The following is a 21925-nucleotide window of genomic DNA, read 5'->3' as shown; positions in this document are numbered from 1 at the left end:
GGGACCCGCGCCACCGCGACAAATCCGCGGGCCGCGCTATCTTCTCAAGCCACCATGACCGGAACCGCCGAGGCCCGCCAATTCTACGCCCGACTGATGGCCGCCCATGCCGGCTCGGCCGATCCGCGCCTCGAGGAGGCCTTCGCCACGGTGCCGCGCGAGGCCTTTCTCGGGCCGGGGCCGTGGACCGTCGTCGCCGGTGACGGCAGGGTCGAGACGCCGACCGCAGATCCCTCCCACATCTACCAGAACGTGCTGGTGGCGCTCGATGCCGACAAGGGCATCAACAATGGCGAGCCCATCCTGCACGCCATGTGGATCGGCAAGGTCGCGCCCAAGCCAGGGGAGGTCGTCACCCATATCGGCGCCGGCACCGGCTATTACACCGCGCTGCTGGCGAAGCTGGTCGCGCCCGGCGCGGTCATCGCCTTCGAGCTTGACGCAGCACTTGCCGCCCGGGCCGAGGAGAACCTCGCCGCCTTTGGCAACGTGACGGTCATCCACGGCAATGCCGTAGCGAGCCCACTGCCGCCGTCCGACATCGTCTATGTCAATGCCGGCGTGGCAGCGCCTCCGGCCGCCTGGCTGAAGGCGCTGAAGCCGGGCGGCCGCATGGTCTTCCCATGGCGCCCTGCCGAACGCGTCGCGCTGGCCGTGCTGGTGACCAGCACGGAATCCGGCTTTGCCTGCCGCCCGTTCATGGGCTCGTGGTTCATCCCTTGCGTCGGCGCATCGACCACGGACCCCTTGGCGAAAATCCCCGATCGCGAAAAGGCGGCGCGCAGCCGCTCGATCTGGCTGATCAGCGACAAGGCGCCGGACCGCACCGCCACTGCCATCATCGGCGACGTCTGGTTTTCGTCGCGAGGCGTCGACGGCAGCGGGGATGAGCGCGCTGAGCGGCAGAATCTTTTGCGGCCGCTGTCGGGCCGACGCCCGTCCAGGCGTCCTTAGAGCAATTCCAGGAAAAGTGCGCAGCGGTTTTCCGTCCGGAATTGCGTCAAAACAAATACTTAGAGCAGATCAGCGATTCCATGAAACGCCGAGCCGCTCTTGGCCAAGATCCGGCCCGATGGCGCGGATCACGAAAAGGGAGAGTTCCAATGAGGAAGATCATCGCTGCCACATTCGTCAGCCTCGACGGCGTCATGCAGGCGCCCGGCGGTCCGGAAGAGGATCCGGTTGGCGGCTTCAAGTTCGGCGGCTGGACGTTCCACTATTTCGACGAGGTGGCGGGCGTGGCCATGGAGGAACTGTTTTCCAAACCCTTCGCCCTGCTGCTCGGCCGCCGAACCTACGACATCTTCGCCGCCTATTGGCCGTACCAGAAGGATCAGATCGCAGATGCCTTCAACCCTGCGACCAAATATGTGGCGACGCACCGCCCGGATTCGCTGACCTGGGAAAACACCGAGCCGCTTGGGTCCGATGTGGTCGCAAGGCTCAGGCAGCTCAAGCAGGAAGACGGACCCGACCTGCTCATCCAGGGATCGGGCAACCTGATCCAGACGCTGCTCGCCAACGGGCTGATCGATGAGATCAAGCTGATGACCTTCCCGCTGCTGCTGGGCAAGGGCAAGCGGCTGTTCGGTGACAATGCGATGCCGGCCGCCTTCAAGCTCGTCAAGTCACAGGCCACCACCACCGGCGTCATCATGGCGACGTATGAGCGCGGCGGCGAGATCCGCACTGGCTCCTTTGCTCAGGACAAGCCGTCGGATGCCGAGCTCGAGCGGCGCAGGAACTGGAAGTAGCGGGGCGGGCATTGGCACCTTTCCTCTCCCTCCGGAGGGGGGAGAGGTGGCGCTGCGGAGCAGCGACGGAGTGGGGGAAGACGCTCCTCAAATACACCCTCGCTGACAACTCGCGGCGGCGCCTCAATAAGGGCGAGGCGCCGGCTTGAAGTAACAACGCCCGAGCCCAGGTCGACCCCCACTCCGTCGAGCTTCGCTCGACACCTCTCCCCCGATCGACGGGGGAGAGGAACCCAAGTTCTGCTCGAGCTCAAGCGGCCACCGGCCGCCGCACGAGCCCATCGCGGATGTGTCGCGCAAACTCTCGCGCAGCGGGCTCGATGCCATGCTTCGGCAGATGCAGGTTGATGGCGAAACTCGGCAACGCCGGAAGGTCCGGACCGGACGACAGGATGTCGAGATCGGCGGGCACGGTCGATGCCAGCCAGGTGGTGACGGCAAGGTCGGAACGGACCGTAGCGGTCGTGGCATCGATGTTGCCGTTCTCGAACACAGTGCGCCAGTCGAGCCCATGCGCGCCGAGGGCAGCGAGCACTGACGGACGAAACGCGCAGGTGTCGGCCACCATCGACACCGGCAGCGGGCGCTTCAGGCGTGCCGAGCCGCCTCTCGCTCCGACCCAGACCAGTCGGTCGACGAGCAGGCATTCGCCGGCGGTGGGGCCGGCTCGTTCCTCGATGATGGCGAGATCGATCGTTCCGGCCGCAAGCGCCGCCGCAAGCTCCGGCGAGGAAGCGCAAACCAGCGAAATCTCAACCTGCGGATGGGCTTCGGCGTAGGCTTTCAGCACCGGCGCAAGCAACGTGCCGACAAGGTCGTAAGGCACGCCGAGGCGCACCTTCCCCGCAACCGCGCTGCCGGCCATCTCGGTCCAGATCTCGTCGTTGAGCGCGAGCAGGCGCTTGCCCTTGCCGAACAGCCGCTCGCCGGCGCGGGTCAGCCGCAGGCCGCGCCGGTCACGCTCGAACAGGCTGCAGCCAAGAACGTCCTCCAGCCGCTTGATTTGCTGACTGACGGCGCCTTGCGTCAGATTGAGCGCATTGGCCGCCGCCGTCATGCTGGCCCTGTCGGCGACGGTGACGAAGGTTCGGATCAAGGCGGTGTCGAGATTGCGGATCATTTTTGCATTATAGATGCTAATGCAAACCATATCAAACATTGCATTTACTGATATCTGGCAAACCTTAGCATGTCGGTTCCCGCGCAAGGAGCCTGCATGCCCGAAACCCTCCTTCCCCTCGTGCTGTTCGCGCTCATCTCCACCTCGACGCCCGGCATCGCCACGACCCTGTCGACGGCCTCCGGCGCGCAGTTCGGCTTTCGCCGCTCCGTGCCGCTGATGGCCGGCAGCGCCGCCGGCCTGGCCACGGTGGCGGCGGCTGGTGCCGCCGGGCTTGCCGGGCTGCTCGCCGCCGTGCCGTCCTTGCAGCTGGCGATGAAGATCGCGGGTTCGCTCTATCTGATCTGGCTGGCAGTCAAGATCGGCCGCAGCGGCCCGCCCAATCTCGACGTGTCCATGGCCAGGCCGAACAGCTTTTTCGGTGGCGCCGGCATTCAGTGGATGAACCCCAAGGGCTGGGCGATGGGGCTGGGCGCCGCGGCATCCTTCGCAGCGCTTGCCGACGGACCCTTGCGGCTCGCGCTGCTGCTCGGCGCGGTGTTCGGCCTTGCCGCGGCGTTCTCGCTGTCGCTGTGGTGCGTGGCCGGCGCGCTGCTCGCCCGGCTGCTCAAGACCGAGCGGCAATGGCGCGCCCTCAACATCGTGCTTGGCCTGCTGCTGGCCGCCTCGATCCTGCAGATGTGGCGGCCAGTCTAAGCAATTCCAGGAACTTGCGCAGCGGTTTCCGTCCGGAATTGGGGAGAACAGACACTCAGGCTGGCCGCCAGACGACTGGGACTTAGACCGCGTAGCGCGCCGCCGGCTTGCCGGCGAACAGGCTGCCGTAGAACTGGTCCCGCGCGCCGAGATAGGTGTCCAGACCGGCCGGATCGGCAAGTCCGGGCGCGGTGACGGTCTCGCCCTGGGCAAGGCCGGCAAGGGCGGCGTCGACCAGGTCGTCGGCGCTCATCACCCAGTCCTGGTTGATCCTGTCGAGGCTGATCCCGGAGGCGTCCCAGAACTCGGTGCGGATCGGTCCGGGCAGCACGACCTGCGCCCTCACCGCGGTGCCGGCGACCTCCTTCTGCAGCGCTTCGGTGAAGTTGACGACATAGGCCTTGGTGCCGCTGTAGATGCCGCCGACCGCGATGCCGTAGGCGACCACCGAGGCGATGTTGACGATGGCGCCGTGGTTGCGCGCCAGCAGCCCCGGCAGCGCCGCGCGGGTCAAGCGCGTCAAGGCAACGACATTGACCTTGATCATGCTCTCGGCCGCGTCGGCATCGGCGTCGGCGACCGTCTCGATGCCGCCCATGCCGGCATTGTTGATCAGCAGCGTCACGCTCTCGTCCGTCGCGATCGCCTGCTCGACCCGGCGCAGGTCGCTGTCGTCGGCTAGATCGGCGACAATCGTCTTGACCTTGCGGCCATAGGCATAAGCCAGCCTGTCCGCCACCTCCTGCAGCCGGTCGGCGCGCCGCGCCACCAGCACCAGGTCGTAGCCCTGCCCGGCCAGCCGGTCGGCATAGACCGCGCCGATGCCCGAGGAAGCCCCGGTGATGACGGCCGTGCCCTTGTTGTCCTTCGTGCTCATTGTCCCGTTCCTTTGTTCGCTTCGCTCGGGTTCGGCGATGATGACCATGTCACCCGCCGATAACCTCCGATTTCAATTAGTGGCATATGCCACTTTTGCCGAAATAGGTATATGCCACTATCTTGTCAACGGCGGCGGCAAAAACTATTTTTGCGGCAGGCCGGCGCAGCTTTTCGCCGCCAAGGAGCGAACATGACCGAATCCCACAAGCCAGGATTCAGCCGCTGCAACAACGCCACGCTGCGGCGCGCCGCGCGGAGCCTCGGCCGCTTCTATGATGACGCGCTGGCACCATCGGGCCTGAAGGGCACGCAGTTCGGCCTGCTCTTTCAGATCCATGTCAGCAGCGAGCCGGCAATGGGCACCATCGCCGAGGCGCTGATCATGGACCTCTCGGCCCTCGGGCACACGCTGAAGCCGCTGATCCGCGACGGCTATGTCGAGACCTTTGCCGACAAGGACGACCGCCGCGTCAAGCGCGTGCGGCTGACGCCGCAGGGCAACGTCAAGCTTGGCGAGGCGATCAAGCTGTGGAGCGCTGCGCAGCAGCAGTTCGAGGACAAGGTCGGCGCCGAGCAGGCGGCGAAGCTGCGCGCGGCTCTGGACGCGGTGGCTGATCTCGATCTGGAAATGCCGGCGGCCGCTCCTTCGCTCTGAAGAAGCGGCCGCCAATCCAGATCAGGATGACGTTTCGTTGAATCGTCGTCCTGATCTAATTCTTTGTTGGACCATGATCTTTTCCGAAAACCGGTTCCCACTTTCCGGGATCATGCTCCAGCTTTGCAGCGGCTACTCGGCCGGCATTGCGACCGGGCGGGCCAATGCCCGACCGGCCAGCACGATACCCAGGCCCACGATCGGAAACACCGCCGCGACCAGCCCGAGATCGGCCGGCACGCCGAAGCGCAGCACCGCGCCCCCGACAACCGCGCCCAGCGCCACGCCGAGATAGAGCGCCGAGGCGTTGAGCGAGAGCACGATCGGGGCGGCGTCCGGGGCGAGCTTGATGATGCGGCTCGCCTGCGCCGGAGGGAAGGCCCAGCCGACGATGCCCCACGGCACCATCATCGCCATCAGCGCCGGCCCGGCGATATGCTGCGGCAGCAAGGTCGGGATCAGGGAGAAGGTGACCAGCATGGCAGCGCTCAGCGCCAGCGACCAGGCGACGGTGCGAGTCGCGCCGAAGCGGTCGGCGGCCTGCCCGCCGGCGATGTTGCCGATGACGGCGCCGGCGCCGAAGGCGAGCAGCATGCCGGGCAGCGCCAGCGGGCTCAAGCCGCCGCTCTGGATGGCCAGCGGCGCGATGAAGCTGAAGACGGTAAACGCGCCGACCAGCGCCAGGGCGGTGGTCAAAAGGATCGGCATCACGCCGGGCCGAAGCGCCGCCGCCAGCCGCGCCTTGAGCGGGAGCCTGGTGCCGATGATGCCGCGCGGCAGCCGCCACCACAGGATCGCGCCGGCCAGCGCGCCGAGCCCGGCAATGGCGAAGAAGGTGCCGCGCCAGCCGGCGACGGCCGCGACAAGCGCGCCGAGCGGCGCGCCGACGGCAACCGCCACCGTGGTGCCTCCGACGACGACGGCGATGGCGCGTGCCCGGTGATGGTCGTCGACCAGCGCCACGGCCGTGCCTTGCGCGGTCGCGGCGAACAGGCCGGACGACAGCGCCATGATGATGCGTGCGATCAGCAGCAGTTCGAAGGACGAGCTCAGCGCCGCAACGATGTTGCCGAGCACGAAGAACACCAGCGTCCACAGGATGACGCGGCGACGGTCCCATTCGCCGGTCAGCGTGGCCAGGATCGGCGTGCCGAACGCATAGGCGAGCGCGAAAGCGGTGATCAGCGACCCGGCGAGCGGAATCGAGATGCCGGCATCGGCTGCGATGTCGGGCAGAAGGCTGGAGATGACGAAGCCTTCGGTCGAGATCGCGAACGATCCGAGCGCAAGCCAGAAGATCCGCTTGTCCATGGGGGAGTGTCCTTTAGTTCAAAAGTTATTGAACAATTGGACATGGCAGGGCATGGTGTCAATGAAGCCAAGGGAAAATAGCTGAACCCTGCTGACAGCCCTGTGTCAGGACAGAGCCCGCGATCAACGGATCGTTTGCCCCCGCCGCAGAAGGAGACGCGTTGAAATCGGCCCGGATTGTGCTTAATTCCCGGGGATGACCTTGCCTCACCCCAATGCTGACCAGATCAGCCTGCCGATCGTGCTCGCCGTGCTCGGCGACCCGACCAGGCTTGCCATCGTACGCTTCCTGGCGAGCAAGGAAGGCGTGCCGATGAACTGCAGCAAGTTCCTCGATCTCGGCTCCAAGACCAACCTCAGCTATCACCTGGCCAAGCTGCGCGAGGCCGGCGTCACCCGCACCGAAGCGGTCGGCACCAACCGCATGATCACGCTGCGCCGCGACGACCTCGACCGCCGCTTCCCCGGCCTGCTCGACAGTGTCATTGCCGCCGCCGGTGACGACAAGGCGCTGCCCATGGTCGGCGCCGCCGAGATCGAGATCGGCGCCTGATGCGCATTGCGGTTCTCGCCGACATCCACGGCAATTTGCTGGCGCTGGACGCCGTGCTCGACGACCTCAAGCATCGCGGCGGCGCCGATATCACCGTCAATCTCGGCGACTGCGTCTCCGGCCCGCTCTGGCCGCGCGAGACGATGGAACGGCTGCAGGCGCTCAAGCTGCCCACCGTGCGCGGCAACCATGACCGCCGCGTGGCGCAGGACCCCGCCGACGAGACGATGTGGCCGTCCGACCGCTACGCCCAGGAACGGCTCACGGGGTTGCAGCGCGAGGCGCTGCTGGCCTTGCCGCTGACGCTGGAGGTCCTGCCCGGCGTGGTCGCCTTCCACGCCCGCCCCGACCATGACGAGAAATATCTCGCCGATGCGATCACCGACGGCCAGCTGGTGCGCGCGCCGCTGGCCGCGATCCGGCGGCGGCTGAAATCGCTCAACCCCGCCTGCCGCATCGTGCTGTGCGGACACAGCCATCGCGCCGAGTTGATCCGCATCCCCGGCGGCCCGGTCATCTTCAACCCCGGCAGCATCGGTTGCCCCGCCTATGACGATGACACGCCGCCGGCGCATGTTTCCGAGCAAGGCACGCCGCATGCGCGCTACGGCATCGTCGAACTCGGCGAGCAGGGCCGCCCCGACCGCTTCGAGGCCATCGCCGTCGATTACGACCACGAGGCCGCGGCCAGGCAGGCCGAACAGGCGGGACGGCCGGAATGGGCGCATGCGCTCAGAACCGGCTTCATGCCGGACTGAGCGGCGGCACGCCCCGTCACCGCCAAGTTTCAGATGACATCGCGCCATATCGTCTCCTATAACCGCCTCGGCTTGAGGTGGCGCGCTTGAGTCGGTCGCGCTTTGGAACGTGCATGCCCATGGCCGAAGGATGAAGCGCAGAGTTCCGCTCCGATCGACGCTGCAGGCACTGATTGCCGTCGCTTTGCCGCTGGCCGCCTCGCCGGCCATGGCCGAGGACGCGCCTGGCACCATCATTTCCATCGTCAGCGGCCTCGCGCCGGACGACCTGCTCAACATCCGCGCCACCGCATCGGCGACCGGAAAGATCCAGGCGCGCCTGCCCGGCGGGGCGGCGGTGAAGAATCTCGGCTGCAACGAAGTCAACGGCAATCCCTGGTGCAAGGTCGAGGACACCGAGAACCCTCGCGTCGGTGGCTGGGCGCCCGCGCGCTACCTGACCCCGAACAATCCGGCGCCGGCGCCCGATGATGCCGCCGCGCCGTCGACCGAAGCCAGCGCGCCTCAACTCCCCGAAGCACCGGCCGCCGACATCACCGCGCGCCTCGGCGGCTCTGACCCGGCGGCGCCGCGCTCCGCCGCCGATATCGGCAGGACGGCCATGCAGGATGCCTATGGCCTTGCCTTCACATCATCGGCGGCAGGACTTTCCGACGGCCCCGCCCCCGATGCCTCCGGCGGCATCCCCTGCGCGCGCCATATCGGCCAGCCGATGACCCGCTGCGAGGTAACCGTCGTGCACACGGGCGGCGAGAGTGCCGTCACGGTAGCCTGGCCGGATGGCGGCACGCGCATCATCACCTTCCACGGCGGCTTCCCGGCCAGTTCGGACTCGGCAGACGAATTCCGCTTCACCCGCGAGGGCACGCTCAACATGATCCGGATCGGCACCTCGGAGCGATTCGAGATCACGGACCAGCTTGCGCTGGGGGAATAGGTATTAGGCAGTAGGCAGTAGGGAATAGGCACTGGGCGCCTGAAACCCTGCCTACTCCCCTACTCCCCTACTCCCTAATCCCTCATTTTCGGGGTTACATCCGCCAAAACTCTTCCCTATAAGGCCCTCCTAGCCTGATACCAGAATCGCAAGCACAACCGGCCGGGTCCTCCCGTCCCGGTTTTTCGTGCAAGCCGCTCGCCGAACGGAACCCGTAGACCATGCCAAGACGCACCGACATCAAGTCGATCCTGATCATCGGGGCCGGCCCCATCGTCATCGGCCAGGCCTGCGAGTTCGACTATTCCGGCACCCAGGCCTGCAAGGCGCTGAAGGAAGAGGGCTTCCGCGTCATCCTGGTCAACTCCAACCCGGCCACGATCATGACCGACCCGGAGCTGGCCGACGCCACCTACATCGAGCCGATCACGCCGGAAGTGGTGGCCAAGATCATCGCCAAGGAACGGCCGGACGCGCTGCTGCCCACCATGGGCGGCCAGACCGCGCTCAACACCGCCTTGTCTTTGCGCCGCATGGGCGTGCTCGACCGCTACAATGTCGAGATGATCGGCGCCGACGCGCATGCCATCGACAAGGCCGAGGACCGCGCGCTGTTCCGCGAGGCGATGAGCAAGATCGGCCTGGAAACGCCGAAGTCGATGCTTGCCAACGCCACCGACGTCAAGAACGCCGACCGCAAGACGCATGAGGCCGAGCGCGCCGCGCTGAAGGCCGAGAACCCCGACAATCTCGACGCCGCGCTCGACGCGCTGGAAACCCGCTGGAACCTCGGCGAAGGCGACCGCAAGCAGCGCTACATCAGCCATGGCATGGCGATCGCCGCCCAGGCGCTCGACCATGTCGGCCTGCCGGCCATCATCCGCCCGTCCTTCACCATGGGCGGCACCGGCGGCGGCATCGCCTACAACCGCGCCGAATTCTACGACATCGTCCAGTCCGGCCTAGACGCCTCGCCGACCACCGAGGTGCTGATCGAGGAGAGCGTGCTCGGCTGGAAGGAATACGAGATGGAGGTCGTCCGCGACCGGGCGGACAATTGCATCATCGTCTGCTCGATCGAGAACATCGATCCGATGGGCGTGCACACGGGGGACTCGATCACCGTCGCGCCGGCGCTGACCTTGACGGACAAGGAATACCAGATGATGCGCAACGCCTCGATCGCGGTGCTGCGCGAGATCGGCGTCGAGACCGGCGGCTCCAACGTGCAGTTCGCCGTCAACCCGGCCGACGGCCGCCTGGTGGTGATCGAGATGAACCCGCGCGTCTCGCGCTCGTCGGCGCTGGCCTCCAAGGCGACCGGCTTCCCGATCGCCAAGATCGCGGCCAAGCTCGCCGTCGGCTACACACTGGACGAACTGGAGAACGACATCACCGGCGGCGCCACGCCCGCCTCGTTCGAGCCGTCGATCGATTACGTGGTGACGAAGATCCCGCGCTTTGCCTTCGAGAAATTCCCCGGCGCCGAGCCGGTGCTGACCACCGCCATGAAGTCGGTCGGCGAGGTGATGGCCATCGGCCGCACCTTCCAGGAATCCTTGCAGAAGGCGCTGCGCGGACTTGAGACCGGCTTGACGGGTCTGGACGAGATCGAGATTCCCGGCCTCGGCCACGGCAGCGCGCCCGCCAGCCATGTCGACGACCGCAACGCCATTCGCGCAGCACTCGGCACGCCGACGCCGGAACGGCTGCGCATGGTGGCGCAGGCGATCCGCATGGGCACCTCGCTGGAAGACGTGCATGCCATGTGCAAGATCGACCCGTGGTTCCTCGAGCAGATCGCCGGCATCATCGCCATGGAGGAGCGCGTGCGCGAGCACGGCCTGCCGCAGGATGCCGAGAATTTGCGCATGCTGAAGGCGATGGGTTTTTCGGACGCTCGCCTCGGATCCTTGACGAAGAGCGACGCCGAAGCGGTTCAGAAGGTCAGAGAAAAGCTCGACGTCCATCCGGTCTACAAGCGCATCGACACCTGCGCCGCCGAGTTCGCCTCGCCCACCGCCTATATGTACTCGACCTATGAGGTTCCGTTCGCAGGCAGCCTCGCCAACGAGGCGCAGGTTTCGTCGCGCAAGAAGGTCGTCATCCTCGGCGGCGGCCCGAACCGCATCGGCCAGGGCATCGAGTTCGACTATTGCTGCTGCCACGCGGCGTTTGCGCTCCGCGACGCCGGCTACGAGGCGATCATGGTCAACTGCAACCCGGAGACCGTCTCGACCGACTACGACACCTCCGACCGGCTCTATTTCGACCCGCTGACGGCGGAGGACGTGCTGGAGATTCTGCGCGCCGAGCAGGCGTCCGGCGAACTGGTCGGCGTCATCGTCCAGTTCGGCGGCCAGACGCCGCTGAAGCTGGCCGACGCGCTGGAGAAGGCCGGCATCCCGATCCTCGGCACCTCGCCCGACATGATCGACCTCGCCGAGGACCGCGACCGCTTCCAGAAGCTGCTGCACAAGCTCGGCCTGACCCAGCCGAAGAACGGCATCGCCTATTCGGTCGAGCAGGCCCGCCTCGTCGCCGGCGAGCTCGGCTTCCCGCTGGTGGTGCGCCCGTCCTACGTGCTCGGCGGCCGCGCCATGCAGATCATCCATGACGAGGGCATGCTGCAGACCTACCTGCTCGACACCGTGCCCGGCCTGGTGCCGGAGGACATCAAGCAGAAATACCCCAACGACAAGACCGGCCAGATCAACACGCTGCTGGGAAAAAACCCGCTGCTGTTCGACACCTATCTGTCGGGCGCCATCGAGGTCGACGTCGACTGCCTCTGCGACGGCAAGGCGACCTTTGTCTCTGGCATTCTGGAGCACATCGAGGAGGCCGGCATCCACTCGGGCGACTCGGCCTGCTCGCTGCCGGTGCACGCCCTGCCCTCGGACCTGGTCGACGAGCTGGAGCGCCAGACGGCTGCCTTGGCTCGCGCGCTCAATGTCGGTGGCCTGATGAACGTGCAATACGCGATCAAGGACGGCACGGTCTATGTGCTGGAAGTGAACCCGCGCGCCTCGCGCACCGTGCCCTTCGTCGCCAAGACCATCGGGCGTCCGATCGCCAAGATCGCCGCCCGCATCATGGCCGGCGAGACGCTGGAGGATGCCTTCGCCCACTACGGCCCGATGCCGGATCCGCGCAACCCCGGCCATATCGCGGTCAAGGAAGCCGTCTTCCCCTTCGCCCGCTTCCCCGGCGTCGACATTTTGCTCGGGCCGGAAATGCGCTCGACCGGCGAGGTCATGGGCCTCGACCGCGACTTCGCGCTCGCCTTCGCCAAGAGCCAGCTCGGCGCCAATGTCGACCTGCCGCGCTCCGGCACGCTGTTCGTGTCGGTGCGCGACGAGGACAAGAAGGGCATCCTGCCCGCCGTCAAGCGCCTCGCCGGCCAGGGTTTCAAGGTGCTCGCCACCTCCGGAACCGCGCGCTTCCTCGCCGAGAACGGCGTGGTGGCCGAAAAGATCAACAAGGTGCTGGAAGGCCGCCCCCACATCGAGGACGCCATCCGCAACCGCCAGGTCCAGATCGTCTTCAACACCACCGACGGCCAGAAGGCGGTGTCGGACTCCAAGTCGCTGCGGCGTGCGACGCTGATGCAAAAGGTGCCGTATTACACGACGCTGTCGGGTGCTGCGGCGGTGGCGGAGGCGATCGCGGCGCTGCGGGCCGGGAGCCTGGAGGTGACGCCGCTGCAGGAGTATTTTGCTTAGGCGATTAGCTCTCTTCTCCCCGTGAACGGGGAGAAGGAGCTGGCCGCGACGCCGGCGCACTTCCTGCGACTTCGGCGATTGGCGAAACCACCGGCGCAAGCGTCTTTCTCCCCGTCACTATACGGGGAGAAATGCCCGGCAGGGCAATGAGGGGCGGCGCCAGCCAGATGCTCTTCAGGTGCTCTTCAGAAACCCGGTGAACCGTCCGGCGAACAACAGCGAGGTCCACGGCGGCCCTCACCCCTGATGCGCCACCGCCAGTTCCTTCACGTGCTTCTCGTGCATCTTGAGCGTCGGCAGCGTCTTCTTGGCGAATTCCTTCATCGCCGGGTCGTCGCCGGACTTCGCATAGGTGCTGAACAGGGCGACCGCTTGCCGGTGCGCGTCGGTCTGCATCTTGATGTATGCCTGGTCGAACGCCTCGCCGCTGACGCGCTTGAGCTCGTCCAGCAGCTGCTGCTCCTTGGGCTGCAGCGCGGGCCCGGCGGGCTTGATCGAGGCGGTGGTCTGGCCCTGGCTCAGCGCCGCCTTGAAATCCTCGCCCGCCCTGGTGTGGTCGGCGATCATCTCTCTGGCGAAGGCCTTGATGTCGTCGGAGGCGGCCTTCTCCTCGGCCAGCCTGCTCGACTGGATCTCGAATTCGTTGGCGTTGGGCACGGTGGTGACGAAGGTCGGCGTGTCGACCTTGCTGTCGGCAAGCATGGGCGCGACCTGGTTCGTCGATTGCGCCAGAGCGGCCGGCGCGCCGGCCAGCAGGGCTGCGACGGTCGCGGTCAGAAGGGTTTTCATCTGATGTCTCCGATCCGGAACGGTCCCTCCGGCATTTCCAACGCGGCATCGGCGGCGGGGTTGCGTTGAATTAGCCTGCACACCGACCCAAATCTCCTGCATGCTTGTCCTGCCTGGCTGCCAGACTGGAGTGAAGACAGTGCCCGACGAGATCGACTTCCGCTGCCCTGAAATTGTCGCCGACAACGCCGCCAAGGGTCTCAGGCTGCGCAAGCAGTTCGGCCGCGGCGGTACCGAGATCGGCGTGGCGCGGGCCACCGAACTGAAGAACCGGGAGAAACTGTCGCCGTCGACGATCCGGCGCATGGTCAGCCATTTCGCCCGCCACGAGGTCGACAAGCGCGGCAAGAATTACGGCAATGAGGACAATCCGTCGGCCGGCTACATTGCCTGGCTGTTGTGGGGCGGCGACGAGGGCCGCGCCTGGGCGCTCGAGATCAAGCGCAGGATCGGCAACGCGCCGGATATCTGACCAGGGATAGCTGAAGGAAGACATGGCGAAGGGAAGACAGGGCGAAGCGGGCCCCGAACCCGCCTCGGGACCCGCCGTGGAGTGGCTGACACATGCCGGCGCAACCGCTCCGATGCCGCGCGAAACTGTCGACCCCCCGATCGGTGCGCGGCATGACGCAGGGTTAGCATTTGCGCGCGGCGGCTTATGTGAAGCGGTTCACAAACTGTCCCGTTTCCCGGTGCAAAGCGTGACGGGCCGCCTGGAAGCAGCGCCCTACCCTTCCCAGTCGACCGGCATCATGCCCAGCCGCTCGTAGAGCCGGAGGGCGGCGGCGTTCTCTACCGTGTTGGTCTTGAGATCGACATGGGCCGCGCCCCGCTCGCGGAAGGCGATGAAGGCGTGCCGCATCAGCGCCTCGCCGATGCCGCGGCCGCGCGCCTGCCGATGGACGGCGAGATCCTTGACGAAAGCCGTCGCCCAGCAAAGGGCTGCTCCCGCCAGCAGGCCCCTGGCGTCGATGACCAGGAAGCAGAGAGCGGGGTCGAACTCGGCGTCGCCGGAGATGCGCGGCCACCACTCGTCGAACGGCCCGTCCGTGCCGTCGTCGAACACTTCGGTGAGCAGCGCATGCAGGGGCCGCGCATCGGCGGGCTCGAAGCCGCGCATGACAAAGCCGTCCGGCCAGTGCGGCGGCGGCAGATCGTCGTCGAGGGTCTTGCGCAGCCGGATGTCGTCAGGCGCCGGCGGACGCGGCATCGCGCTCAGGCGTCGGGCTGCAGGCGGCGCCGCGCACGGTCGACACCGAGGCCGGTCGCTTCCAGCATGCCCCTGCGCTTGGCGTCGTAGTAATAGCCGCTCTGGTAGAGCCGGTCGGCGCGCTTTTCATCGCCCCCCGACACCAGCCAGGCGCCGCGCAGATATTTGACCGCATATTTGAGATTGGTCTCGGCGTCGAACAGGCCGCTCGCCGGCCCGTCATAGCCCATGCCGCGCGCCGTCGCGTGCTTGATCTGCATCAGCCCCCAATGGCCGTGATTGTAGGCTTTCGGGTTGAAGGTGCTCTCGCGGTTGACGACATGGCGCACGAGATCGATGGGCACCTCGTAGAGCGCGGAATATTTCTCGATCAGCCGTTCGATCTCGGCGCGCGGGCCGGTGGCGTGCGGCTCGGGCTCGCCGGGCGGGGCAAGCAGCGCCGGGTTCTGCGGCACGACATAGGCGACCTGCTGGACGCCGGGCATCGTTGCCGCCTTCACCGCCTGGCCGGTGACGGGCATGGCCATCGCGGCCGTTGCATAGGCGGGCGCCTGCTTGATCGATCCCGGGCTGAGCGGCGAGGTGCCGGCCATCACGGCCGGCTGCGCGGCAAGCGGCGTCGATCCGGCGAAAGCGGCTGGCTGGGCCGGCGGCGGCAACGGCTCGCCCGGCGTCGCCATGCCCGGCGTTGCCGTGGTCGCATCGGCGGGCAGCGCCGCCACCTGCACCGGTACAAGGCCGGAGGGCTCGGGCAGCACCGCCACCGTTTCCGGCAGCGCGACGGTCGGCGTGTCGTCCTCGACGGCAGGGGTCGCGGCTGCCGCCAATGCGGGCGCGGCCTTCATCTGCGAGGTCGAGGTGCAACCGCTCAGGCCAGCCGCGCCCACGAGCACGCCGATCGCGGTGAGGATGATTTTGGTTGCCAAGCCCTGCAGGTCCGATTGTCGGTTGTTAAGAAGTCCTTACACCAGCGATTCTTCGTGGGCAATCTGGGCCATCCGGCGGTTTTCGGGTGGCGGGAGCCGGTGCAAACTGCGATATTGTTCCCTATCTGTACCGTTCACGTCCCCGTTTTTCGCCGTTTGCGGAAAGGAACACGTCATGGAAACCACGCAAGCGATCACGGCCGGCCACACAGTGTTAGAAACAGTGATCGGCTTCATGGGCATCGCCTGGAGCGAGAAAGGCCTGATCCGCCTCTGCCTGCCCGAGCGCAGCCGCGAGGCGGTCGAGCGCCGGTTGTTCCGCCATGGCGGCGTTTCCCGCTCCACCGAGCAGCCGAAATGGGTGGTGGACCTGATCGCCTCGATCAAGGCCTATGCCGCCGGCGAGGACGTCGATTTCTCCGGCGTGCCGGTCGATCTTGCCGGCGTCGACGATTTCCGCCTCGCCATCTATGACGCGGCGCGCAAGCTCGGCTTCGGCGAGACGACCACCTATGGCGAGCTGGCGACGCGCGCCGGCCATCAAGGGCTGGCTCGCGAAACCGGGGCGGCGCTTGGCGCCAACCCGGTGCCGCTGGTCATCCCGTGCCACCGCATCCTTGCCGCCGGCGGCAAGATCGGCGGCTTCTCGGCGCCGGGCGGCTCGACCACCAAGGAAAAGATGCTGGCCATGGAAGGCGTGCGTCTCGGCCCGCCGCCCTCGGCGCAGGTCTCGTTCGGCTTTTGAACCCGGCCTGCAGGCCAGCCTTGCCTGAATGTCGACGGACCTCAGTCCGATTGCAGGAAACGGCGACGGAACCGCCGATCGAAGTCCGGCCGCTTGCAGACGAAGACCGGGCAGGATTTCGCATCGGCGCTGGGCACGTAGGCGCGCTTCCTCACCTCGCCCAGGTCGCAGAAGCGCTCGTCCCTGACGTAGCGGTCATAGAGCGGCAGCCCCGGCACGCGCGTCGACTGGTAGCGCAGGATGACCGCGCCCTGGCGCGCGATGGTCGCCTGCACCCTGTCGCAGCTCATCCGGGTCGGGTCGTAGCGCGAGATCGCCTGCGCCTCGGCGGCCACCAGCGTCATCAAGGCGGCAAGCAGTATGGTCTTCATGATCCTCTCCCAAACCCTGCGCCCGAGACCTGCTCGTTCCTCCCTCGCGGCGCACGCCAGTCGCGAATTTTTCACGCGATTGGGGCGGCCGTTGGGCGGCGGTGCGATCAGGGCTTTCGCACACAGTCTTGTTTTCAACGCAAAATCCGCCTATATGCATCGCATTGATATTTCGGCCGATCGATCGGGCCTCGCGATCTTCGCGTTTGCTGACGTCTATCTCCAAAATTTCGATACCACCGGCTGGACCTAGTCCGGTCAAACTAAAGCAAATGTGAAGGATACTTCGAATGGCAACTGGTACGGTCAAGTGGTTCAACGCCACCAAGGGCTTCGGCTTCATCCAGCCCGACGCGGGCGGCGCGGACGTTTTCGTCCACATCTCCGCTGTCGAGCGCGCTGGCCTGTCGACCCTCGTTGAAGGCCAGAAGATCAACTTCGAGATCGAGCAGGACCGCCGCACCGGCAAGTCCGCTGCTGGGTCTCTGAGCAAGGCAGCCTGATTTAGCAACAGCGCGCGCCGGACGAAGGTTCGGGGCGCGCGGCAAGTCACGGATGTACTGACGGTCGCGCGAGAAGCGCGCCGGAGCGGAAAGACCCGACAAGCTGGAACAGCAGATAGCTGCCAGCCCGGCCATACGCTCCCGATCAGGCTACCGGAATGGGAAGGCGGGATTTATCCCGCCTTTTTATTTGCCCGCAGTTCAGAAGACTGGCGAAACCGCCGAAGCTGCCTTCTTCTCCCCGTTCACGGGGAGAAGTGCCCGGCAGATGAGGGGCGGCGCGACGCTGCGGAATTGGCTTCCTTGGCGCAGCAGCACAGCAATGCAAACACAAAAGTTGGCGCCGCCCCTCATCTGGCTGCCGCCATCTTCTCCCCGTGAACGGGGAGAAGGACGCCTTCGCTGAAGCTTTCGCCTGTAACACTGTTAACTCGCGCCCCGTCCGGAGCAGCCGCGAAGCGGCGACGGCGTGACGACGAAACTACGGCAGCCACTCCAGCGGCACATGCCCCTTGTCCGCTTCGACCCGCTTCAGCCATGCGGCAACCGCAGGATAGGCGTCGAGCTGGAAGCCGCCCTTCTCGGCGGTATGCGTATAGGCATAGAGCGCGATGTCGGCGACGCTGTATGCATCGCCGGCGAAGAAGGCATTGGCTTCCAGATGCCTGTTCATCACGCCGAGCGCCTTGTTGCCGCGCTCCAGCGTCAATGCCAGCCGTTCCGGCGTCGCGTCCCTGGCGCGCTCGGGAAAGGTGAGCAGCGCCTTGCGCACGGCGATGTAGGGCTCGTGGCTGTACTGCTCGAAGAAAAGCCACTGATAGGCGAGCGCCCGCTGGTAGCGGTCGGCCGGCAGGAAGCGCGTGCCCTCGGCGAGATAGAGCAGGATGGCGTTGGATTCGGCGATCCGCCTACCGTCGTCGAGCTCGAGCAGCGGCACCATGGCGTTGGGATTCTTGGCGACGAAATCGGCCTTGCGGGTGTCGCCGGTATGCGAGCTCACCTCGACATTGGTGAAGGCAATGCCGAGCTTGGCCATCAGCAGGCGCGGCTTGTAGCAATTGCCGCTGTCGATCATGCTGTAGAGTATCATCGGGTCTCCTTCCGGCTCGCGCCAATATCGCGCGGCGGAAGCCGCCTCATCCAGTGATTTGTTTTGGCCTGAGCATCAGCGCCGCTGATGCAACGGCACGACCTTGCTTTCGGCGCCGAGCAGCGCCTCGATCGACAGCGGCTCCTCGTTGAAGATCGTGCCGGCCAGCGCCGGGCGGGCGAGATGATAGCCCTGCAAGAAGTCGACGCCGCCATCGAGCGCGACGCGAAGATGCACGGCCTGCTCGATGCCCTCGACCAGCACCTTGGCGCCGCGGTCGTGCAGGGTCGAGACCAGCGGCCGGAAGAAACGCTCGGCCGCGGCATGGCGGCAGAACTCGGCGAACCAGGCGCCGTCGATCTTGACGATGTCCGGCGCAAGCAGCGCGATGCGCGCCTCGGTCGAGTGGCCGGTGCCGAAATCGTCGATAGCGATGCGGATGCCGTCACGCCGCATCTCGCGCACCAGGCTGGCAAGGACATGATCGTCGGCCGCCTGCTCGGTGATCTCGCACACCAGCATGCCGGGGTAGAGGTCGAGCTCGCCGAGATGCCTGGTCATCAGCCGGATCTCGGCCAGCGCCCGCCCGAGATGATCGTTGACCAGCGGATTGTAATTGAAGAACAGGTCGAGCCCCTCGACGCCGATGTTGCGGAAGTTCCGCAAATGCAGCATCCGGCACATCGTCTCGACGAACAGGCGGTCCGGAGAGGGGACGCCGTCGAAGAACACCGGCGGCGCGAGCGGCCTCGCGTCCCGCTGCGCCTCGATCAGCGCCTCGACGGCAACCGGCGCCAGCGAGCGGCCGCGTGGTGCGAAGATCGGCTGGTAGGCGCTCTTCAGCCGGAACTCGCCATAGACGCCGTATTCGATACCGATCTCGTCGGCAAAGATCGCCTCGGCGGCGTTGCGCCGCCTGTCCGGCCATACGCTCACGATGCGGTCCTGCGCCCGAATACCCGCGCCCCGCGCGCTGCCGGTGCCGTGCCCGGAACGGCCGGCGCCACACCGGCGCCCGTCGCCGCCGCGGGCGGGGCCCCCTTGCCGAAGACGCGAAAACTGGTCGGCGCCAGTTCCGGCCGCGCCAGCACGAAGCCCTGCACCATCGAGGCTCCCGATTTTTCGGCGAGTTCGAGCTGCCAGCCCTCCTCGAGGCCTTCGAACACGGTGCGGATGCCTTGCTGCTCGAAGCTCCTCACCATGGTGGTCAAGAGGGCAAAGCCGGCGCCGGACTCCATCAGCTGCGTGATCCAGTGCGCGTCGAACTTGACGATGTCGGGCTTGAGCTCCTTGATCCGGTTGATGTCGGATTCGTCGGCGCCGTAATCGTCGACCGCGATGCGGAAGCCGTTGGCCCTCAGCGCCTCGACGAAGCTGTAGAGCGCCTCCTGCGATGCCGTTTTCTGCTCGGTCACTTCGCACACCATGCGGCGCGGGTCGATGCCGGCCTCGTGCAGCACCAGCCGCATGTCGCGCAGCGCCTTGTCGGCGACGCCGCGGTCGGTGAACACCGAGGGATCGAAATTGACGAAGATCGATGCCTCCTCCGGCAGGCAGACGCCGGCGTTGAGCAGGTGCAGCGTGCGCGTCAGCGCCTCGATATGCAGGCGGTCGCCCGCCGGGCAGGTGTTGAAGAAAGTCATCGGTGACTGCGGCTCGCCGTCGCGAAACGGCCTGATCAGCCCCTCGAACGCGACGATCGACAGCTTGCCTTCGTTGAAGGCGAAGATCGGCTGGAAGGCGCTCTGCAGCGTATGGACGCCCCAGACACCGCTTGCGGTGCCGTCATCATGACGGATGATGTGGGCGAGCCCGATACTACGCGACAAGGGTTCCTCGCTCCGCAAGACTGGCGGAATTGGCTTATGATCCTGCCATCAGCGGTTTTAGCGACCGTTGATGAATTTATTGTTGCCGAGGCGATGCCGGTCACGGCGGCTTGACCCCTGGCTCATGCGACAGCGCTTGCGCTTGGCCGGATGTTGCGACAAGAGAGGCGCCGCGGCCGCTCCTGGCCGCGCCGCCCCTTGGAGATATCAGGTCATGGCCTTTCTTGCCGACGCCCTTTCCCGCGTGAAGCCTTCCGCGACCATCGCGGTGACGCAGAAAGCGCGCGAGCTGAAAAACGCCGGCCGGGACATCATCGGCCTCGGCGCCGGCGAGCCGGACTTCGATACGCCCGACAACATCAAGAACGCGGCGATCGACGCGATCCGCCGTGGCGAAACCAAGTATCCGCCCGTGTCCGGCATCGCGCCGCTGCGCGAGGCGATCGCGAAAAAATTCAAGCGCGAGAACAATCTCGACTACCGGCCGGAGCAGACCATCGTCGGCACCGGCGGCAAGCAGATCCTGTTCAACGCCTTCATGGCGACGCTGAACCCTGGCGACGAGGTGATCATCCCGCGCCCCTATTGGGTGAGCTATCCCGAGATGGTGGCGATCTGCGGCGGCACCTCGGTGTTTGCCGACACCTCGATCGACAACGGCTTCAAGCTGACGCCGGCGGTGCTGGAAAGGGCGATCACGCCGCGCACCAAATGGCTCTTGATGAACTCGCCGTCCAACCCGTCCGGCGCCGCCTACACGGAAGCCGAGCTTCGGGCGCTGGCCGACGTGCTGCTCAAGCACCCGCATGTCTGGACCCTGACCGACGACATGTATGAGCACCTCACCTATGGCGATTTCGTCTTCAGGACCATCGCCGAGGTCGAGCCGAAACTCTACGAGCGCACGCTGACCATGAACGGCGTCTCGAAGGCCTATGCCATGACCGGCTGGCGCATCGGCTACGCCGCCGGCCCCGTGCCGCTGATCAAGGCCATGGACATGATCCAGGGCCAGCAGACCTCCGGCGCCTGCACCATCGCGCAATGGGCTTCCGTCGAGGCGCTGAACGGCCCGCAGGACTTCATTGCCAAGAACAAGGCAATCTTCCAGGGCAGGCGCGACCTGGTCGTCTCGATGCTCAACCAGGCGCGCGGCATCTCCTGCCCCTCGCCGGAAGGCGCTTTCTACGTCTACCCGTCCTGCGCCGGGCTGATCGGCAGGAAGACGAAAGCCGGCAAGGTGATCGACAGCGACGAGACCTTCTGCTCGGAACTGCTCGAGGCCGAAGGCGTGGCGGTTGTGTTCGGCTCGGCCTTCGGCCTTGGCCCGAACTTCCGCATCTCCTACGCCACCTCGGAGACGCTTCTGGAAGAGGCCTCCACGCGCATCCAGCGCTTCACCGCCTCCCTCACCTGATCAGGTCGCCGCCAAAAGAAAACCCGGCTCCAGGCCGGGTTTTTCTTGGGTCGCCGAGCAATTCCAGGAAAAGTGCGTAGCGGCAGGCTCGGCGACTTCGCCGTAGCCTTTCGTCCGGAATTGCGCAAAAACAAAGGCTCTAGCCGCCATACTGCTCGTCGCTGACCTTCTCCAGCCAGTCCGCATGGACACCGTCGAGCGCTTCCTGCATGGCGACATGCGTCATCGCCGTATTCGCGCCGGCGCCATGCCAGTGCTTTTCGCCGGGCGCGAACGAGATGACGTCGCCGGCCCTGATCTCCTGGATCGGCCCGCCCCAGGTCTGGGCACGGCCGGCGCCCGAAGTGACATAGAGCGTCTGGCCAAGCGGATGCGTGTGCCAGTTGGTGCGCGCGCCCGGCTCGAAGCTGACCAGGGTTGCCCTGAGCCGCGCCGGCGCTTCCTTTTCGATGATCGGGGTCTGCAGCACCCGGCCGGTGAAATATTTCTCCGGCGCCATGATGGTCGGCACGCTGCCGCAGGCAATGATCTTCATCGTCTCGATCCTCGAACTGATGTCATATCCGTGGCGGCAACCGTCGCGCTACGGCCCGCCATCGTGGCGGCAGTTTCCTCCGATGCCGCTCGCGGCGCAACGGCTTCCCGGGCGGCCCGACG

24 protein-coding genes are annotated in these 21925 nt (G+C 66.3%); 13 read left to right on the top strand and 11 right to left on the bottom strand.

What is annotated here, in order from left to right:
* The first annotated feature begins 54 nt into the window (after positions 1 to 54).
* Together EN846_RS31935 and EN846_RS31930 are read left to right on the top strand one after the other, a co-directional pair.
* Positions 55 to 954, top strand: a complete 900-nt coding sequence (locus EN846_RS31935) for a protein-L-isoaspartate O-methyltransferase (RefSeq protein WP_127393894.1) — start codon at positions 55 to 57, stop codon at positions 952 to 954.
* A 149-nt stretch (positions 955 to 1103) separates the two neighbouring features.
* The gene (locus EN846_RS31930; RefSeq protein WP_127393895.1) at positions 1104 to 1754 is read left to right on the top strand and encodes a dihydrofolate reductase family protein; all 651 of its coding nucleotides are present in this window, start codon (positions 1104 to 1106) and stop codon (positions 1752 to 1754) included.
* A 250-nt stretch (positions 1755 to 2004) separates the two neighbouring features.
* Here EN846_RS31930 and EN846_RS31925 read toward each other — a convergent pair whose 3' ends face one another.
* Positions 2005 to 2874 (bottom strand): LysR substrate-binding domain-containing protein, encoded by an 870-nt coding sequence (locus tag EN846_RS31925; protein ID WP_127393896.1) that lies wholly within the window; start codon positions 2872 to 2874, stop codon positions 2005 to 2007.
* Positions 2875 to 2970: 96 nt separating this feature from the next.
* Here EN846_RS31925 and EN846_RS31920 point away from each other — a divergent pair, with 96 nt between their 5' ends.
* The gene (locus EN846_RS31920; RefSeq protein WP_127309544.1) at positions 2971 to 3570 is read left to right on the top strand and encodes a LysE family translocator; all 600 of its coding nucleotides are present in this window, start codon (positions 2971 to 2973) and stop codon (positions 3568 to 3570) included.
* Positions 3571 to 3652: 82 nt separating this feature from the next.
* On the opposite strand, the gene EN846_RS31915 is transcribed toward EN846_RS31920, so the two are convergent.
* Positions 3653 to 4447, bottom strand: a complete 795-nt coding sequence (locus EN846_RS31915; RefSeq protein WP_128346613.1) for an SDR family oxidoreductase — start codon at positions 4445 to 4447, stop codon at positions 3653 to 3655.
* Between the two features lie 192 nt (positions 4448 to 4639).
* On the opposite strand from EN846_RS31915, the gene EN846_RS31910 reads away from it, so the two are divergent.
* The gene (locus EN846_RS31910) at positions 4640 to 5104 is read left to right on the top strand and encodes a MarR family winged helix-turn-helix transcriptional regulator (protein WP_127393977.1); all 465 of its coding nucleotides are present in this window, start codon (positions 4640 to 4642) and stop codon (positions 5102 to 5104) included.
* Positions 5105 to 5236: 132 nt separating this feature from the next.
* Here EN846_RS31910 and EN846_RS31905 read toward each other — a convergent pair whose 3' ends face one another.
* Positions 5237 to 6415 (bottom strand): MFS transporter, encoded by a 1179-nt coding sequence (locus tag EN846_RS31905; protein ID WP_127309547.1) that lies wholly within the window; start codon positions 6413 to 6415, stop codon positions 5237 to 5239.
* A gap of 196 nt (positions 6416 to 6611) precedes the next feature.
* Between EN846_RS31905 and EN846_RS31900 the strand changes: the two genes are divergently transcribed.
* From EN846_RS31900 to carB, 4 genes are all read left to right on the top strand, one after another.
* Complete coding sequence (locus EN846_RS31900) at positions 6612 to 6968, top strand: helix-turn-helix transcriptional regulator (RefSeq protein WP_127393976.1); 357 nt, start codon at positions 6612 to 6614, stop codon at positions 6966 to 6968.
* Complete coding sequence (locus EN846_RS31895) at positions 6968 to 7726, top strand: metallophosphoesterase family protein (RefSeq protein ID WP_128346615.1); 759 nt, start codon at positions 6968 to 6970, stop codon at positions 7724 to 7726. Before EN846_RS31900 ends, EN846_RS31895 begins: the two co-directional genes overlap by 1 nt.
* Before the next feature lie 130 nt (positions 7727 to 7856).
* Positions 7857 to 8663, top strand: a complete 807-nt coding sequence (locus EN846_RS31890) for an SH3 domain-containing protein (protein ID WP_127393511.1) — start codon at positions 7857 to 7859, stop codon at positions 8661 to 8663.
* A 221-nt stretch (positions 8664 to 8884) separates the two neighbouring features.
* Positions 8885 to 12388, top strand: coding sequence for a carbamoyl-phosphate synthase large subunit (gene carB / locus EN846_RS31885; RefSeq protein WP_127393512.1), 3504 nt, complete (start codon positions 8885 to 8887; stop codon positions 12386 to 12388).
* Between the two features lie 237 nt (positions 12389 to 12625).
* On the opposite strand, the gene EN846_RS31880 is transcribed toward carB, so the two are convergent.
* Positions 12626 to 13177 carry a DUF4142 domain-containing protein gene (locus EN846_RS31880; protein WP_135860831.1) on the bottom strand — a complete coding sequence of 184 codons (552 nt, stop codon included), beginning with the start codon at positions 13175 to 13177 and terminating at the stop codon, positions 12626 to 12628.
* 139 nt (positions 13178 to 13316) lie between these two features.
* On the opposite strand from EN846_RS31880, the gene EN846_RS31875 reads away from it, so the two are divergent.
* Positions 13317 to 13649 carry a hypothetical protein gene (locus tag EN846_RS31875; RefSeq protein ID WP_245518758.1) on the top strand — a complete coding sequence of 111 codons (333 nt, stop codon included), beginning with the start codon at positions 13317 to 13319 and terminating at the stop codon, positions 13647 to 13649.
* A gap of 255 nt (positions 13650 to 13904) precedes the next feature.
* On the opposite strand, the gene EN846_RS31870 is transcribed toward EN846_RS31875, so the two are convergent.
* On the bottom strand, positions 13905 to 14387 hold the full coding sequence (locus tag EN846_RS31870; RefSeq protein ID WP_127394272.1) for a GNAT family N-acetyltransferase: 483 nt from the start codon (positions 14385 to 14387) through the stop codon (positions 13905 to 13907).
* 5 nt (positions 14388 to 14392) lie between these two features.
* On the bottom strand, positions 14393 to 15313 hold the full coding sequence (locus tag EN846_RS31865) for a lytic transglycosylase domain-containing protein (protein ID WP_135859030.1): 921 nt from the start codon (positions 15311 to 15313) through the stop codon (positions 14393 to 14395).
* A gap of 175 nt (positions 15314 to 15488) precedes the next feature.
* On the opposite strand from EN846_RS31865, the gene EN846_RS31860 reads away from it, so the two are divergent.
* Positions 15489 to 16058 carry a methylated-DNA--[protein]-cysteine S-methyltransferase gene (locus EN846_RS31860; RefSeq protein ID WP_127285918.1) on the top strand — a complete coding sequence of 190 codons (570 nt, stop codon included), beginning with the start codon at positions 15489 to 15491 and terminating at the stop codon, positions 16056 to 16058.
* A gap of 41 nt (positions 16059 to 16099) precedes the next feature.
* On the opposite strand, the gene EN846_RS31855 is transcribed toward EN846_RS31860, so the two are convergent.
* Positions 16100 to 16429, bottom strand: coding sequence for a hypothetical protein (locus EN846_RS31855; protein ID WP_127285917.1), 330 nt, complete (start codon positions 16427 to 16429; stop codon positions 16100 to 16102).
* Between EN846_RS31855 and EN846_RS31850 the strand changes: the two genes are divergently transcribed.
* Both EN846_RS31850 and EN846_RS31845 read left to right on the top strand, forming a co-directional pair.
* Positions 16419 to 16682: a hypothetical protein gene (locus EN846_RS31850; protein WP_127394209.1), complete on the top strand. Its 264-nt coding sequence runs from the start codon at positions 16419 to 16421 to the stop codon at positions 16680 to 16682. The genes EN846_RS31855 and EN846_RS31850 overlap by 11 nt on opposite strands.
* 37 nt (positions 16683 to 16719) lie before the next feature.
* Positions 16720 to 16932: a cold-shock protein gene (locus tag EN846_RS31845; protein WP_006202464.1), complete on the top strand. Its 213-nt coding sequence runs from the start codon at positions 16720 to 16722 to the stop codon at positions 16930 to 16932.
* Between the two features lie 481 nt (positions 16933 to 17413).
* Here EN846_RS31845 and EN846_RS31835 read toward each other — a convergent pair whose 3' ends face one another.
* The 3 genes from EN846_RS31835 to EN846_RS31825 all read right to left on the bottom strand — a co-directional run bounded on the left by EN846_RS31835 (position 17414) and on the right by EN846_RS31825 (position 19851).
* A complete protein-coding gene (locus EN846_RS31835; RefSeq protein WP_127393642.1) occupies positions 17414 to 18022 on the bottom strand; it encodes a glutathione S-transferase family protein in 609 nt (202 codons plus the stop codon).
* A gap of 75 nt (positions 18023 to 18097) precedes the next feature.
* Positions 18098 to 18958, bottom strand: a complete 861-nt coding sequence (locus EN846_RS31830) for an EAL domain-containing protein (RefSeq protein WP_127310771.1) — start codon at positions 18956 to 18958, stop codon at positions 18098 to 18100.
* The gene (locus EN846_RS31825; RefSeq protein WP_127393641.1) at positions 18955 to 19851 is read right to left on the bottom strand and encodes an EAL domain-containing protein; all 897 of its coding nucleotides are present in this window, start codon (positions 19849 to 19851) and stop codon (positions 18955 to 18957) included. Before EN846_RS31825 ends, EN846_RS31830 begins: the two co-directional genes overlap by 4 nt.
* A 214-nt stretch (positions 19852 to 20065) precedes the next feature.
* On the opposite strand from EN846_RS31825, the gene EN846_RS31820 reads away from it, so the two are divergent.
* On the top strand, positions 20066 to 21268 hold the full coding sequence (locus EN846_RS31820) for a pyridoxal phosphate-dependent aminotransferase (protein ID WP_127393640.1): 1203 nt from the start codon (positions 20066 to 20068) through the stop codon (positions 21266 to 21268).
* Positions 21269 to 21407: 139 nt separating this feature from the next.
* Here the strand turns inward: EN846_RS31820 and EN846_RS31815 are convergent, their stop codons facing one another.
* Positions 21408 to 21803 carry a cupin domain-containing protein gene (locus EN846_RS31815; protein ID WP_127393639.1) on the bottom strand — a complete coding sequence of 132 codons (396 nt, stop codon included), beginning with the start codon at positions 21801 to 21803 and terminating at the stop codon, positions 21408 to 21410.
* Between the last annotated feature and the right edge of the window lie 122 nt (positions 21804 to 21925).

Source organism: Mesorhizobium sp. M4B.F.Ca.ET.203.01.1.1 (assembly GCF_004791025.1).
Classification (GTDB): domain Bacteria; phylum Pseudomonadota; class Alphaproteobacteria; order Rhizobiales; family Rhizobiaceae; genus Mesorhizobium; species Mesorhizobium abyssinicae.
The sequence above is the reverse complement of the archived record's forward strand: the minus strand, read 5'-3'. Positions and strand labels throughout refer to the sequence as shown.

What these genes read in the sequence shown, in the direction of transcription:
- EN846_RS31935 (WP_127393894.1), top strand. Translation starts at nt 55, where the DNA reads ATGACCGGAACCGCCGAGGCCCGCCAATTCTACGCCCGACTGATGGCC.
- EN846_RS31930 (WP_127393895.1), top strand. Translation starts at nt 1,104, where the DNA reads ATGAGGAAGATCATCGCTGCCACATTCGTCAGCCTCGACGGCGTCATG.
- EN846_RS31925 (WP_127393896.1), bottom strand. Translation starts at nt 2,874, where the DNA reads ATGATCCGCAATCTCGACACCGCCTTGATCCGAACCTTCGTCACCGTC.
- EN846_RS31920 (WP_127309544.1), top strand. Translation starts at nt 2,971, where the DNA reads ATGCCCGAAACCCTCCTTCCCCTCGTGCTGTTCGCGCTCATCTCCACC.
- EN846_RS31915 (WP_128346613.1), bottom strand. Translation starts at nt 4,447, where the DNA reads ATGAGCACGAAGGACAACAAGGGCACGGCCGTCATCACCGGGGCTTCC.
- EN846_RS31910 (WP_127393977.1), top strand. Translation starts at nt 4,640, where the DNA reads ATGACCGAATCCCACAAGCCAGGATTCAGCCGCTGCAACAACGCCACG.
- EN846_RS31905 (WP_127309547.1), bottom strand. Translation starts at nt 6,415, where the DNA reads ATGGACAAGCGGATCTTCTGGCTTGCGCTCGGATCGTTCGCGATCTCG.
- EN846_RS31900 (WP_127393976.1), top strand. Translation starts at nt 6,612, where the DNA reads ATGACCTTGCCTCACCCCAATGCTGACCAGATCAGCCTGCCGATCGTG.
- EN846_RS31895 (WP_128346615.1), top strand. Translation starts at nt 6,968, where the DNA reads ATGCGCATTGCGGTTCTCGCCGACATCCACGGCAATTTGCTGGCGCTG.
- EN846_RS31890 (WP_127393511.1), top strand. Translation starts at nt 7,857, where the DNA reads ATGAAGCGCAGAGTTCCGCTCCGATCGACGCTGCAGGCACTGATTGCC.
- carB (WP_127393512.1), top strand. Translation starts at nt 8,885, where the DNA reads ATGCCAAGACGCACCGACATCAAGTCGATCCTGATCATCGGGGCCGGC.
- EN846_RS31880 (WP_135860831.1), bottom strand. Translation starts at nt 13,177, where the DNA reads ATGAAAACCCTTCTGACCGCGACCGTCGCAGCCCTGCTGGCCGGCGCG.
- EN846_RS31870 (WP_127394272.1), bottom strand. Translation starts at nt 14,387, where the DNA reads ATGCCGCGTCCGCCGGCGCCTGACGACATCCGGCTGCGCAAGACCCTC.
- EN846_RS31860 (WP_127285918.1), top strand. Translation starts at nt 15,489, where the DNA reads ATGGAAACCACGCAAGCGATCACGGCCGGCCACACAGTGTTAGAAACA.
- EN846_RS31850 (WP_127394209.1), top strand. Translation starts at nt 16,419, where the DNA reads ATGGTCTTCATGATCCTCTCCCAAACCCTGCGCCCGAGACCTGCTCGT.
- EN846_RS31855 (WP_127285917.1), bottom strand. Translation starts at nt 16,429, where the DNA reads ATGAAGACCATACTGCTTGCCGCCTTGATGACGCTGGTGGCCGCCGAG.
- EN846_RS31845 (WP_006202464.1), top strand. Translation starts at nt 16,720, where the DNA reads ATGGCAACTGGTACGGTCAAGTGGTTCAACGCCACCAAGGGCTTCGGC.
- EN846_RS31835 (WP_127393642.1), bottom strand. Translation starts at nt 18,022, where the DNA reads ATGATACTCTACAGCATGATCGACAGCGGCAATTGCTACAAGCCGCGC.
- EN846_RS31820 (WP_127393640.1), top strand. Translation starts at nt 20,066, where the DNA reads ATGGCCTTTCTTGCCGACGCCCTTTCCCGCGTGAAGCCTTCCGCGACC.
- EN846_RS31815 (WP_127393639.1), bottom strand. Translation starts at nt 21,803, where the DNA reads ATGAAGATCATTGCCTGCGGCAGCGTGCCGACCATCATGGCGCCGGAG.